General features: G+C 50.1%; 10 protein-coding genes, 4 tRNA genes and 1 rRNA gene. 8 read left to right on the top strand and 7 right to left on the bottom strand.

All coding sequences use genetic code 11. From position 1 onward, the window contains the following. Nucleotide 1 precedes the first annotated feature (1 nt). From QL223_RS25665 to QL223_RS25655, 3 genes are all read right to left on the bottom strand, one after another. Nucleotides 2-75 (bottom strand) — tRNA-Pro (locus tag QL223_RS25665). Between the two features lie 2 nt (nucleotides 76-77). Beyond that, nucleotides 78-153: transfer RNA gene (locus QL223_RS25660), tRNA-His, on the bottom strand. Nucleotides 154-188: 35 nt separating this feature from the next. Then, nucleotides 189-265 (bottom strand) — tRNA-Arg (locus QL223_RS25655). Between the two features lie 341 nt (nucleotides 266-606). Here QL223_RS25655 and QL223_RS25650 point away from each other — a divergent pair. Together QL223_RS25650 and QL223_RS25645 are read left to right on the top strand one after the other, a co-directional pair. Continuing rightward, the gene (locus QL223_RS25650; protein WP_002535491.1) at nucleotides 607-1,026 is read left to right on the top strand and encodes a cytochrome c5 family protein; all 420 of its coding nucleotides are present in this window, start codon (nucleotides 607-609) and stop codon (nucleotides 1,024-1,026) included. Nucleotides 1,027-1,164: 138 nt separating this feature from the next. Then, nucleotides 1,165-1,743 carry a sugar O-acetyltransferase gene (locus QL223_RS25645; protein ID WP_281546339.1) on the top strand — a complete coding sequence of 193 codons (579 nt, stop codon included), beginning with the start codon at nucleotides 1,165-1,167 and terminating at the stop codon, nucleotides 1,741-1,743. A 28-nt stretch (nucleotides 1,744-1,771) separates the two neighbouring features. On the opposite strand, the gene rep is transcribed toward QL223_RS25645, so the two are convergent. Then, nucleotides 1,772-3,790: a DNA helicase Rep gene (rep, locus tag QL223_RS25640; protein ID WP_281546338.1), complete on the bottom strand. Its 2,019-nt coding sequence runs from the start codon at nucleotides 3,788-3,790 to the stop codon at nucleotides 1,772-1,774. A 416-nt stretch (nucleotides 3,791-4,206) separates the two neighbouring features. Between rep and QL223_RS25635 the strand changes: the two genes are divergently transcribed. The 4 genes from QL223_RS25635 (at nucleotide 4,207) to QL223_RS25620 (ending at nucleotide 9,396) form a co-directional block, all read left to right on the top strand. Further along, nucleotides 4,207-4,776: a TetR/AcrR family transcriptional regulator gene (locus QL223_RS25635; protein WP_281546337.1), complete on the top strand. Its 570-nt coding sequence runs from the start codon at nucleotides 4,207-4,209 to the stop codon at nucleotides 4,774-4,776. A gap of 14 nt (nucleotides 4,777-4,790) precedes the next feature. Next, complete coding sequence (locus QL223_RS25630; RefSeq protein WP_281546336.1) at nucleotides 4,791-5,897, top strand: efflux RND transporter periplasmic adaptor subunit; 1,107 nt, start codon at nucleotides 4,791-4,793, stop codon at nucleotides 5,895-5,897. Nucleotides 5,898-5,906: 9 nt separating this feature from the next. Then, nucleotides 5,907-8,993: a multidrug efflux RND transporter permease subunit gene (locus QL223_RS25625; protein WP_251876948.1), complete on the top strand. Its 3,087-nt coding sequence runs from the start codon at nucleotides 5,907-5,909 to the stop codon at nucleotides 8,991-8,993. Nucleotides 8,994-9,135: 142 nt separating this feature from the next. Continuing rightward, nucleotides 9,136-9,396, top strand: coding sequence for an accessory factor UbiK family protein (locus QL223_RS25620; RefSeq protein WP_002535501.1), 261 nt, complete (start codon nucleotides 9,136-9,138; stop codon nucleotides 9,394-9,396). A 66-nt stretch (nucleotides 9,397-9,462) separates the two neighbouring features. Here the strand turns inward: QL223_RS25620 and ilvC are convergent, their stop codons facing one another. Then, a complete protein-coding gene (ilvC, locus tag QL223_RS25615) occupies nucleotides 9,463-10,947 on the bottom strand; it encodes a ketol-acid reductoisomerase (protein WP_002535503.1) in 1,485 nt (494 codons plus the stop codon). Nucleotides 10,948-11,101: 154 nt separating this feature from the next. On the opposite strand from ilvC, the gene ilvY reads away from it, so the two are divergent. Both ilvY and QL223_RS25605 read left to right on the top strand, forming a co-directional pair. After that, on the top strand, nucleotides 11,102-11,986 hold the full coding sequence (ilvY, locus tag QL223_RS25610; RefSeq protein ID WP_281546335.1) for an HTH-type transcriptional activator IlvY: 885 nt from the start codon (nucleotides 11,102-11,104) through the stop codon (nucleotides 11,984-11,986). A gap of 94 nt (nucleotides 11,987-12,080) precedes the next feature. Beyond that, entirely contained in the window at nucleotides 12,081-12,374 is a 294-nt protein-coding gene (locus QL223_RS25605; RefSeq protein WP_002535505.1) for a SemiSWEET transporter, read from the top strand. Nucleotides 12,375-12,630: 256 nt separating this feature from the next. On the opposite strand, the gene QL223_RS25600 is transcribed toward QL223_RS25605, so the two are convergent. Next, nucleotides 12,631-12,707, bottom strand: a tRNA-Asp gene (locus tag QL223_RS25600). A gap of 15 nt (nucleotides 12,708-12,722) precedes the next feature. Continuing rightward, nucleotides 12,723-12,838, bottom strand: a 5S ribosomal RNA gene (gene rrf, locus QL223_RS25595). Nucleotides 12,839-12,976 lie beyond the last annotated feature (138 nt).

Here is a 12,976-nt window from a genome sequence, read left to right as displayed (position 1 = left end):
GTCGGTGAAGAGGGATTCGAACCCCCGACCCTCTGGTCCCAAACCAGATGCGCTACCAAACTGCGCTATTCACCGAGTGGGGTGGCTGACGGGACTTGAACCCGCGACAACCGGAATCACAATCCGGGACTCTACCAACTGAGCTACAGCCACCACTGTTTTATTTCGCCAAATTTTCTTTTCCGGACTGGCGCACCCGACAGGATTCGAACCTGCGACCTTTGGCTCCGGAGGCCAACGCTCTATCCAGCTGAGCTACGGGCGCTTGCCCCTGTCGGCGGAGTCGCATATTACGGATATCGCCTCCTGCCGTCTAGCACTTTTTTTAATTTTTTTTTCGAACGGTTTATTTTTATCCGATCGGGCTAAAAACAGTGCAGGCAGGCGATATCATAACGGTTTCACGCAACAATCTAAAGCGCTATAATCACTTAATCTTTACACGGAGTTAACCTTATTTCGTCCATACTTCGTAATTAAGATCGTCACAATTGCTGAAAGGTCGACCCAGTTAGCCGATCCACCTTTACAATTGTGATAAAAAGTAGCTAACCGCATAAAAAACGTCCGATAATTCGGAACCAAAAAGATATTGGGAGTGAAACAGTGAGCGCAAAGGGAATTTTTTTACGTCGTTTAGCAGTATCTGCTGTCACCGCTTTGTTTCTGATGGGCACAGCGCACGCTGCTGACATGTCAGAAGAAGCCATTGCAGAACGCATCGCACCAGTCGGTTCCGTTTACTTGGACGGCGAAGCACCTGTTGAGACTGCTGCTGCACCATCAGGCCCACGTACCGGCGATTCCGTTTACAACACCTACTGTATGGCATGTCACGCGACAGGTGCCGCGGGCGCACCAAAAGTTAGCGACCCTGCAGCTTGGGAACCACGTCTTGCACAAGGCCGTGACACGCTGAACAAGCACGCCATCGAGGGCTTCAACGGCATGCCTGCACGCGGAACCTGTATGGATTGTTCTGATGACGAGATCGTGGCTGCTATCGACCACATGCTGTCTCTGTAAGGCATCCAAGATTGTGTGAAAAAGCGGCTTTCAAGCCGCTTTTTTGATGCCTGTTTATCAGTCTGGAAGCAAGGACACTGAATTCCTCCGCTATATTGCCCATCATTCGCGCGTGTTTTCTTCTTTCCTGTTCCTAAGATGACCGAATTTGAAAAAATGACCCAAGGCCTCGCCTTTAATGGGGGCGATGAAACGATTGATTCCATTCGCTCGAAAGCCTTCCAACTCCTTCAACGCTACAACACTCTCCCGGTTGACCAATCCATTGATATTGCATCAGAGCTGTTTGGCAGCATTGGGGATGACTCAATGGTGATGCCGCCTTTCCACTGCGAATTTGGCAAAACCGTCCATATCGGTCCCAGTACCTTTATCAATATGGGTGCGATGATGTTGGATGGTGCACCAATTACCATTGGCAGCAACGTGCTCATTGGCCCTAACTGCCAGTTTTACACCGCCGGCCACTCTATGGATTACCGCAGCCGACGCAAATGGGAAACCTTCTGCAAGCCGATCGTGGTGGGTGATGATGTCTGGGTGGGCGGCAATACAGTGATTTGCCAAGGCGTGACCATTGGTGCTCGCTCAGTGATCGCAGCCAATTCAGTAGTCACCAAAGACATGCCGGAAGATTGTCTGATTGGTGGCACGCCAGCCAAAGTGATCCGTAAGCTGCACGAGAACGAAACGGCTGAAGAAGCTCTCGATGCATAAAAAAAAGCCGGAGTTATCCGGCTTTTCTTTAGTCTTTTTTAAGCATTGCTCTGAGATTGGCGATTGCTGCCTGCCCTTTTGCCATCCTTTCTTCCTGTGTCTGGGGCTTTTTCTTCTCTTCCCACTCCACATCGTCGTATGGCAGCTCTTCAAGAAAACGGCTCGGCAAAGGCTTTATCAACTCACCGTACTGACGGCGCTCCTTACAAAGCGTAAAAGTCATCTCACGTTGCGCGCGGGTGATCCCCACGTAGGCAAGACGGCGCTCTTCCTCCACATTGTCTTCATCAATGCTCGACTGATGCGGCAGAAAACCTTCTTCCATTCCTACCAGATACACATACGGAAACTCGAGACCTTTGGAGGCATGCAGCGTCATCAACTGCACCTGATCAGCGTCGTCATCGTCCTCGCCACGCTCCATCATGTCACGCAGTGTCAGTCGCTGAACCACTTCACGAAGCGTCTTCACTTCGTTGTCGTAGTTATCACCTTCCAAGTCCGCCACAATCCAGCTGTAGAGGTCGGAGACGTTCTTCATCCGCATCTCTGCTGCCTTAGGGCTGGCTGAGGTTTCGTAGAGCCAATCTTCGTAGTGCGAGTCACGCACCAACGAGCGCACTGCATCAACCGCATCGCCGCGCTCAAACTGATCGGAAAGCTCGACAATCCAGCGGGTAAAACGTTGCAGGGATTCCAGACCACGACCGTTTAGGTGCTCCTGAAGCCCCAATTCAAAACTCGCCGAAAACAAGCTTTTTCCACGCATATTCGCGTATGTTCCCAGCTTTTCTAGTGTCACTGGGCCAATTTCGCGACGTGGCGTATTCACAATGCGCAAAAACGCATTGTCGTCATCCTGATTGGTCAGCAGACGAAGGTACGCCATGATGTCTTTGATTTCTGCGCGTGCGAAGAATGAGGTGCCGCCTGAGATTTTGTAAGGAATACGGTTTTGCATCAGCGCTTTTTCGAACAAACGCGACTGGTGATTACCGCGGTACAAAATCGCGTAATCTTTGTAGTCCGTGCGGTTCATAAATTTGTGAGCAATGATCTCACCGACCACACGCTCTGCTTCATGCTCTTCGTTATTGGCTTTCAGCACTTTGAGCATTTCACCGTCTGGCAACGCAGAGAACAGGGTTTTCTCAAACACATGCGGGTTGTTGGCAATGAGGATATTCGCCGCACGCAGAATGCGGCTGGTTGAGCGGTAGTTTTGCTCCAGCTTGATGACTTTCAGACTTGGGAAATCCTGACTCAGCATCAAGAGGTTCTTTGGCTGCGCGCCACGCCAGCTATAGATAGACTGATCATCATCCCCTACCACGGTAAACCGGGCACGTTCACCCACCAACAGCTTCACCAGCTGATATTGGCTGGTATTGGTATCCTGATATTCATCCACCAGCAGATAACGGATTTTACTTTGCCAGCGTTCCCGCACTTCCTGATTGGTTTTCAGCAGAATCACTGGCATCAGGATCAAATCATCAAAATCCAGCGCGTTGTAAGCCTTCATCTGCTTTTGGTACATGGCATAGCAATGGGCAAATAACTGGTCGCGTTCGCCCATCGCCGCAGATTCCGCCTGCTGAGGCGTCAGCATGTCATTCTTCCAGTTCGAGATGGTATGCAGCAATTGGTTGAGCAAATCCTTGTCGCCGTCGAGTTCATCTTCAGTCAGCTCTTTTAAAAGCGCCATCTGGTCCTGATCATCAAACAGCGAGAAGCCCGCTTTCAACCCCAAACTTTTATACTCGCGACGGATGATATTCAGGCCGAGAGTGTGGAAGGTAGAGACCATCAGCCCCCGCGCTTCCTGGCGGTTCAGCGTCTGGCCGACGCGCTCTTTCATTTCCCGCGCCGCTTTATTGGTAAAAGTTACCGCCGCAATGTGACGAGCCTTGTAGCCACACTGTTGGACCAGATAAGCAATTTTATTGGTGATCACACGTGTTTTACCGGAACCCGCACCAGCTAACACCAGGCAGGGCCCGGAGACATGGTGGACAGCGTCATTCTGAGCTGGATTAAGTTTCATGTGGTTCCTCTGTTCAATCACGCGATATTTAGCAGGTGCATTGTATACCCAAACAACCTGAAGATGCAGGATTCAGCGAGGTTGACTGGCGTTGTGATCGCGGCGCTCCTTTGCAGGTGTAGCCACCTCCATCAAAAAGGAGTAACAAAGAGCACGGCGTCAGTCAACTCGCCCGAAGGGAGGCCCTCAATGCGCCCACTTCTTTGTTAAATTCCACGGAAATAGAGTGCTATTCCTCGTGAAATTTGCCTCGAATTGAACGCATTGATGGCCTCTGAATGAGAGCATCTTCAGGTCGTTTGGGTATAGACGGAATAACGGCGCACTTCATCTTTCGTCGATTTAAAGGAAAGAGTTGGCAGTCTGTAACAAAATCCATACAATGAATGAACGTTCATTCATTGGAGCGCTGTGTTATGTCTGACAAGAAAACACAGATCTTGGAAGCAACGGAACGCTTGTTGGCCCAGCATGGCTTTGATCGCCTCTCGATGCAGATGGTAGCAAAGGAAGCCGGGGTCGCAGCAGGCACCATTTACCGTTACTTTTCAGATAAAAACGACTTACTGAGTCAACTTCGAAATCATGTGGTTCAGCAGTGTGCCACCAAGATGTTGGAAGGCCATGACGCAGATAAGCCGTTAAAGCAACAATTCGTCACGCTGTGGCTAAATGCATGGCACTTAACCATTCGCCGAGACGATAACGCAATCAACCGGGAACAATTTGACAGTCTGCCCTATCAGAGAAACGGTGAGCAACGCCTGATGGATTTAAAAGCTTTTGGTCCCTTCCACCAGTTTTTCGAATCAGGAATTGCAGACGGAACATTTAAACCCCTCTCCACTTCAGTGCTTTCCGGCATTGGTATCGAGCCAGCTGTTTGCCTTGCACGCAAACAGGTACAAGGGGTCATAGAACTAGATGAATCAGCAATCGAGGATACGATCAACGCTTGCTGGGATGCTATCTGCCTTCATAGATAATCGGAGCAATCTAAATGAAGAAATGGTTTGTAGTCATGTTAGTCGTGGCGGTTTTGCTATTCGGCACCGTGATTGGCTTTAACATGTTCAAGCAACAGAAAATTGCCGAATACATGGCAAACATGCCTGAGCCGGAATTCCCGGTCACAGCGGTAGAAATGGTTTCAGTCGATTGGATCCCTACCATTGAGGCAATTGGTTTTATCGAACCAAACCAGGGCGTTACTCTGACCACAGAAGTCAGCGGCGTCATTGAAAACATCAACTTTGAATCCGGTCAGGCCGTCAAACAAGGTGATGTCTTGCTGGCATTAGACTCAAAAGTAGAAGTCGCGAACCTCAAGAGTACCCAAGCCCGCTTGCCTGCTGCTGAAGCGAAGTTCAAGCGCTACCAAGGTCTGTTCCGTAAAGGCTCAATTTCTAAAGAAGCCCTGGACGAAGCCGAAGCGAATTTCCGTTCACTGCAAGCTGATGTTGAAAGTCTAAATGCGTCGATTGAGCGTCGTACCATTGATGCACCCTTTGATGGCATCGTCGGTCTGCGTAACGTCTTTTTGGGTGAATACTTACAACCAGGCACAGAAATCGTGCGTCTGGAAGACACGTCAATCATGCGTCTTCGCTTCACGGTTCCACAGACCGACATTGCGAAAATCAAGCTGGGTCAACAAATTGATATCTCGGTAGATGCCTACCCAGACACACCATTTACCGGCAAGATCAGCGCTATTGAGCCTGCAGTTAACTTCCAGAGCGGTCTAATCCAGGTACAAGCAGACATTCCAAACAACCACGGCCAACTGCGCTCAGGTATGTTTGCCCGTGCAAACATCATTCTGCCAACATTTGAAGACCAAATCGTTGTCGATCAGACTGCCATCAACTTCACCCTCTACGGTGAGAACGTGTATGTACTGCGTGAGGAAGACGGCGCAACCCGAGCCTATCAGCAGGTTGTGAAAGTCGGCGAGCGTAAAGGTCACATCGCGCACGTACTGGAAGGTCTGGAGCCAGGTGATAAAGTCGTGACTTCCGGTCAGGTGCGTCTGAGCAACGGTGCGAAAGTACGTGTTGTGGAAAGTGATGCTCTCAACCCACCGGCAGAGCTGCCACAACTGTAAGAGGCCGCTATGAAATTCACTGATATTTTCATCAAGCGTCCGGTACTGGCGGTATCAATCAGTTTTCTGATTGCCCTGCTTGGCCTGCAGTCGATGTTCAAGATGCAGGTGCGGGAATACCCGGACATGACCAATACCGTGGTCACCATCTCCACCAGTTACTATGGTGCGAGTGCTGACCTTATTCAGGGCTTTATTACTACGCCACTTGAGCAGGCCGTCGCACAGGCGGACAACATCGATTTCATGACCTCGGAGTCGGTGCTGGGTAGCTCAACCATCACGGCATACATGAAGCTCAATACCGACCCAAATGCGGCGCTTGCTGACATTCTGGCAAAGGTAAACTCGGTACGTGCACAGTTGCCAGGCGAGTCAGAAGACCCGTCAGTGTCGATGTCGACCGGTTCTACCACCGCGGTAATGTACATCGGCTTTACGTCGGAAGAGCTTGATTCCAGCCAGATCACTGACTATCTGGAGCGTGTCACCAAGCCTCAGCTGTTTACCGTAAACGGTGTCGCAAGTATCGACCTCTACGGTGGCCTGAAGTACGCGCTACGTGTATGGCTGGATCCGGCGAAAATGGCAGCGTTTAACCTGACAGCGACTGACGTGATGGGCGTGCTGAACGCCAACAACTTCCAGTCTGCGACCGGTCAGTCAATCGGTACCTACATGGTATACAACGGTTCGGCCAACACTCAGGTTTCTGACACCGAAGAGCTGAAACGCCTGGTTGTCGCCACCCAGAAAGGTCAGGTCATTCGTCTGGGCGACATTGCGAAAGTGTCGCTTGAAAAGAGTCATGACGTTTACCGTGCGACAGCAAACGGTTCTGAAGCTGTGGTTGCAGCCATTAACGCCGCACCAACCGCCAACCCGATAAACATCGCAGCAGATGTGCTTGAGAAGCTCCCAGAGCTCGAGCGCAACATGCCAAGCACCATCAAAATGAACGTGCTTTATGACTCGACCGTTGCCATCAACGAATCGATTCACGAGGTGGTGAAGACCATCATTGAAGCGGCGCTTATCGTACTGGTGGTCATCACCCTGTTCCTGGGCTCATTCCGTGCGGTACTCATCCCGATCATTACCATTCCGCTATCACTGATTGGTGTAGCCATGATGATGGAGCTGTTCGGGTTCTCACTGAACCTGATGACGCTGCTCGCGATGGTACTGGCTATCGGTCTGGTGGTGGATGACGCCATCGTTGTTCTGGAGAACGTCGACCGTCACATTAAGCTCGGGGAGTCCCCATTCCGCGCCGCCATCATCGGTACCCGCGAAATTGCCGTGCCCGTTATTTCGATGACACTGACGCTGGCAGCGGTGTACGCACCTATCGCATTGATGGGGGGCATCACAGGCTCGCTGTTCAAAGAGTTCGCCCTGACGCTGGCTGGTGCGGTATTTGTCTCCGGCATTATCGCGCTGACCCTGTCGCCGATGATGTGTTCGAAGATGCTAAAAGCCAATGCGCAACCAAGCAAATTCGAAGCGAAAGTACATCACTTTCTTGATCGCATGACTGAAGGCTATGCACGTATGCTGGGCGGCGTAATGAAGGTACGCCCTGTCATCATCACCTTCGCCGTGATCGTGTTTGTCAGCTTGCCACTGCTGTTCAAGTTCATTCCTAGTGAACTTGCACCCGCGGAAGATAAAGGCGTGCTGGTGATGATGGGTACAGCGCCATCGACAGCAAATTTAGATTACATCCAGAACACCATGGCGGAAGTTAACCAGAAACTGGCTGATCAGCCAGAAGTGGCCTTCTCGCAGGTATTCTCTGGTGTGCCAAAGTCCAATCAGGCATTTGGTATCGCCTCTTTGGTGCCTTGGAGTGAACGTGAAGCAAGCCAGGCAGACATCGTGAAGCGTATGACTGAGGAAGTGAAAGACATCCCGGGTATGGCGGTGACTGCTTTCCAGATGCCAGAACTTCCAGGTGCGTCTTCCGGTCTGCCTATCCAGTTCGTCATCACCACACCAAGCAACTTCGAGAGCCTGTTCCAGGTAGCGTCAGACGTACTGTCTGAGGTGAAGAGCAACTCTATGTTTGTTTATTCTGACATGGATTTGAACTTCGATTCGGCGACGATGAAAATCAACATCGACAAAGACAAAGCTGGCGCATACGGTGTGACCATGCAGGATATCGGTATCACGCTGGGCACCATGATGGCTGATGGTTACGTGAACCGTATCGACTTGGATGGCCGTTCCTATGAGGTTATCCCGCAGGTCGAGCGTAAGTACCGCCTAAACCCAGAGTCCATCAAAGGTTACTACGTACGTTCTGCGAACGGTGAGGCTGTGCCGTTGGGCTCACTGATCACCATTGATGTGGTAGCCGAGCCTCGCGCCCTGCCTCACTTCAACCAGCTGAACTCTGCAACCATAGGTGCGGTTGCTGCGCCGGGCGTTGCGATGGGCGATGCCATCAACTGGTTTGAGAATATCGCAGCTGAGAAACTTCCTCGTGGTTACCAACACGATTACCTCGGCGAAGCCCGTCAGTTCGTGACGGAAGGTAGCGCGCTGGTAGGTACCTTTATGCTGGCACTGGCGGTGATCTTCCTGGTTTTGGCAATTCAGTTCGAATCGCTGCGTGATCCACTGGTGATTCTGGTATCTGTACCACTGGCTATCTGTGGCGCATTGATTGCCCTCGCTTGGGGCGCAGCATCAATGAACATCTACTCTCAGGTAGGTCTCATCACGCTGATCGGCCTTATCACCAAGCACGGTATCCTTATCTGTGAGGTGGCAAAAGAAGAGCAGCTTCATCGTGGTATGAACAAGATGGAAGCGGTGATGGAAGCCGCGAAAGTACGTCTGCGTCCAATCCTGATGACCACAGCAGCGATGATCGCAGGTCTTATCCCGTTGATGTACGCAACTGGTGCAGGTGCCGCGCAGCGCTTCAGCATCGGTATCGTTATCGTTGCTGGTCTGGCAATTGGTACTCTGTTCACCCTGTTTGTACTGCCGGTAATCTACACCTATCTGGCGAGCAAGCACGAGCCACTGCCAGAGTTTGAAGAAGATTTGGATGTTTCAGCGCAGGAAAAACCCGCGCACTGATATTCTTCCAATATGACAAAGGGTCTCGATTGAGACCCTTTTCTTTTTTCAACGTAATGAGTAGTAGCCTTTTGCAATGCGACACTTTCGACAAAAGGTCAGGTGTTGCTTAGAATAACGGCATCAAAATAAGGAGTAACGCATGTTCGACCCAAAAAAGTTGGAGCAAATTGCCAAGCAAATCCATGAATCTATGCCGAAGCCGGTAAAAGATCTGGGTAATGATGTGGAGCAGAAGGTTCGTGAGGTGATCCAATCACAGCTGGCTAAACTGGATGTAGTCAGTCGCGAAGAGTTTGATGTTCAGACGCAGGTTTTGCTTCGTACCCGTCAAAAGCTGACTGAAATGGAACAGAAACTGGCTGAGTTTGAGCAGAAGCTTAACGAGAAGTCTGACGCTTAAGCGCAAAACGAAAGACATAAAAAACCCGGCTATTGCCGGGTTTTTCGTATTTATCTATTGCGGTGATTAGTCACCCACTGCAATGCGCTTCATGTCAGTCATGTAGCCACGCAGCTCCTGACCAATCCACTCTACTGGGTGGTTGCGCAGTGCTTCGTTCACGTCGATCAGCGTTTGGTTGTCAACGTGGTTGCCAGTTTCACCCAGCCCTTTACCAATCACGTCAGTACCAACCAGTGGCATGAATTTCTCACGCAGCAGTGGCGTTGCAACGTTAGCGAACAGGTAGTTACCATACTCTGCAGTATCAGAGATAACCACGTTCATCTCGTACAGACGCTTACGTGCGATGGTGTTTGCGATCAGTGGCAGCTCGTGCAGTGACTCGTAGTATGCAGACTCTTCGATAATGCCTGATGCAGTCATAGCTTCAAACGCCAGTTCAACACCCGCGCGAACCATAGCAACCATCAGGATGCCGTTGTCGAAGTACTCTTGCTCAGAAATCTTCACGTCAGTTTCTGGGTAGTTTTCAAATGCCGTTTCAGCAGTTTCTGCACGCCAGCCCAGCAGATTCACGTCATCGTTCGCCCAGTCAGCCATCATGGTTGATGAGAAGTGACCAGAGATGATGTCATCCATATGCTTGTTGTACAGCGGGCGCATCAGGTCTTTCAGATCTTCAGAAAGCTCGAATGCTTTTACTTTTGCTGGGTTAGACAGGCGATCCATCATGTGAGTGATACCGCCAAATTTCAGTGCCTCAGTGATGGTTTCCCAACCAAATTGCAGCAGTTTACCCGCGTAACCCGCATCGATACCGTCAGCAATCATCTTTTCGTAACAAACGATAGAACCTGCCTGCAGCATGCCACACAGGATAGTTTGCTCACCCATCAGGTCAGATTTTACTTCCGCAACAAATGAAGACTCCAAAACGCCTGCGCGGTGACCGCCAGTTGCAGCTGCCCATGCTTTTGCGATCTCGTGACCTTCGCCTTTTGGATCGTTCTCTGGGTGAACTGCCATCAGTGTTGGAACACCAAAGCCACGCTTGTACTCTTCACGTACTTCAGTACCTGGGCACTTAGGAGCAACCATCACAACAGTCAGGTCACTGCGCACTTGCATGCCTTCTTCAACGATGTTGAAACCGTGTGAGTAGCCCAGTGCAGCGCCTTCTTTCATCAGAGGCATCACAGCGTTAACAACTGCAGTGTGTTGTTTGTCTGGAGTCAGGTTAACAACCAGATCAGCCTGAGGGATCAGGTTTTCGTAGTTATCTACGTTGAAGCCGTTCTCTTTCGCGTTTTTGTAAGATTGGCGTTGCTCGTCAATCGCTGCCTGACGCAGAGCGTAAGACACGTCCAGACCTGAGTCGCGCATGTTAAGACCCTGGTTCAGGCCCTGTGCACCACAACCCACGATAACAACCTTCTTGCCTTTCAGGTAATCCGCTTCATTTGCGAATTCCGCTTTATCCATAAAACGGCAAACACCCAGCTGAGCTAATTGCTCACGCAAGTTCAAGGTATTGAAATAGTTAGACATGTCGAATACTCCGTGAAGAAATTTTGTCCTTTGGCGATGCGAACATGACAATCTGTTGCATCGAATTGCCCTCATCATAGATCAGGTAATTAATTGCTTAAAGTGATATATTCACAACATGTAATTGCATTTTTTGCAACATGGAAGTTAAGCGATGAACATCAAACATCTTCAGCTGTTCATACACCTATGTGACAGTAAAAGTTTCTCCAAAACAGCCGCTGCAATGCATATCAGTCCCTCAGCGCTGAGCCGCCAAATACAGAAGCTTGAGCAAGAAGCTGAACAACAGCTTTTTCTGAGGGATAACCGAAGCGTAGAGCTGACACTGGCAGGGAAAAAGCTATTACCTGTCGCGATGAGAATTCTGTCTGAATGGCAGCAATACCAGAGTCAGTTTAATACCTCAGGGAATGAGCTAGTCGGCGAGATAAGGCTGTTCTGTTCGGTCACCGCAAGTTATAGCCATTTACCTGAACTGCTATCAGAGTTTCGCTTAAGACACCCACTTATTGAGCTTAAAGTGTCTACAGGGGACCCGGCACAGGCGATAGACAAAGTGCTCTCTGATGAAGCAGACATTGCAATATCCGCTTTGCCTGAACAGCTTCCTTCGAAGGTTTCATTCGAGCCCATCAGTGATGTCCCGCTGTCTGTTATCGCACCTGCTGGTGTCAGCAGTTTCGCCGATACCCTGCAAAGTGAGCATCCTGATTGGTCTTCTATTCCCTTTATCGTACCGGAAGCTGGAACCGCCAGGGAGCGTGCGAACACCTGGTTTAAGAATATGAAGATCAAACCGAACATCTACGCGCAGGTTTCCGGCCATGAAGCCATAGTGAGCATGGTAGCGCTTGGGTGCGGTGTGGGAATTGCGCCGGATGTGGTAATCAATAACAGTCCTGTCAGAGATAAAATCGAAAAGCTCAAGCTAGCCCCCATCAAGCCATTCGAGCTGGGAGTGTGCTGTCTACGATCGCAAATAGATAACCCGCTTATTAAAGCGCTATGGGACGTAGCGGAAGGGAAAACGATCTAGTTGCGATACTGTCTCAGCATCGGTATCGCGAAGAGCAGCGACAGCCATCTCTCCTGACTATCCTCACTAGGAATTAACTCAAGTGAGGTGAGCAATGAGCGTGATTGAAAAGATAGGGAAAGCGCTGGAACCTTTGATGCTTGTAATGGGCTTAGTCAGTCCTTTGGCAACGTTACCTCAAATCTATAAGCTCTACTTCTCACACAGTGAGCATGCTGCAGGATTATCCCTGACAACCTGGGTACTCTACTCATTCATCGCCATGCTTTGGACCTTTTATGGGCTTTACCACAAAAATCCAACGATATGGGTTGGTAACGGCTTAGGGTTTCTGATGTATATCGCTATGGTCGCAGGAATTATTGCACGTGTAGGCATCACCTTCTAAACAGATGCCTGTAATACAGATGCTCATTAGTAATTGGCACGTATGATGCTGATAGAAAAACCTCGGTTCATTTAACCTATACGCATAGTTTGAGGCTTCTTAATAAGTAATAGAACGGATAGGGCTCAATGGGGGACGCCTAGTTGCGCACGGTAAGTGAGGCCGGACTCCCGGACGTGATCTAAAGTGCGAAGCACTTTTCCGGGTCACACATAGCAAAAAACCTCAGCCTTTCGACTGAGGTTTCTTTAAGAAGTGGCGGAGCGGACGGGACTCGAACCCGCGACCCCCGGCGTGACAGGCCGGTATTCTAACCAACTGAACTACCGCTCCACACTTAAATTGGAAGCCTGGCGATGTCCTACTCTCACATGGGGAGACCCCACACTACCATCGGCGCTGTTACGTTTCACTACTGAGTTCGGCATGGAATCAGGTGGGTCCATAACGCTATGGTCGCCAAGCAAATTCGTTAAAATCTTGGAAAGCTGTTTTTAATGCTCGTTCTACACATTCAACGTTCTATTCGAGTCCGTCAAAACCCCTTGGGTGTTGTATGGTTAAGCCTCACGGGCAATTAGTATCAGTTAGCTCAACGCCTC

This window comes from Grimontia sp. SpTr1 (assembly GCF_947387585.1).
Lineage (GTDB): Bacteria > Pseudomonadota > Gammaproteobacteria > Enterobacterales > Vibrionaceae > Enterovibrio > Enterovibrio indicus.
The sequence above is the reverse complement of the archived record's forward strand: the minus strand, read 5'-3'. Positions and strand labels throughout refer to the sequence as shown.

Excerpts from the sequence above, each read along its gene's own strand:
- QL223_RS25635 (WP_281546337.1), top strand. The coding sequence starts at position 4,207 with ATGTCTGACAAGAAAACACAGATCTTGGAAGCAACGGAACGCTTGTTG.
- ilvC (WP_002535503.1), bottom strand. The coding sequence starts at position 10,947 with ATGTCTAACTATTTCAATACCTTGAACTTGCGTGAGCAATTAGCTCAG.
- ilvY (WP_281546335.1), top strand. The coding sequence starts at position 11,102 with ATGAACATCAAACATCTTCAGCTGTTCATACACCTATGTGACAGTAAA.
- QL223_RS25620 (WP_002535501.1), top strand. The coding sequence starts at position 9,136 with ATGTTCGACCCAAAAAAGTTGGAGCAAATTGCCAAGCAAATCCATGAA.
- QL223_RS25605 (WP_002535505.1), top strand. The coding sequence starts at position 12,081 with ATGAGCGTGATTGAAAAGATAGGGAAAGCGCTGGAACCTTTGATGCTT.
- QL223_RS25645 (WP_281546339.1), top strand. The coding sequence starts at position 1,165 with ATGACCGAATTTGAAAAAATGACCCAAGGCCTCGCCTTTAATGGGGGC.
- QL223_RS25630 (WP_281546336.1), top strand. The coding sequence starts at position 4,791 with ATGAAGAAATGGTTTGTAGTCATGTTAGTCGTGGCGGTTTTGCTATTC.
- QL223_RS25625 (WP_251876948.1), top strand. The coding sequence starts at position 5,907 with ATGAAATTCACTGATATTTTCATCAAGCGTCCGGTACTGGCGGTATCA.
- rep (WP_281546338.1), bottom strand. The coding sequence starts at position 3,790 with ATGAAACTTAATCCAGCTCAGAATGACGCTGTCCACCATGTCTCCGGG.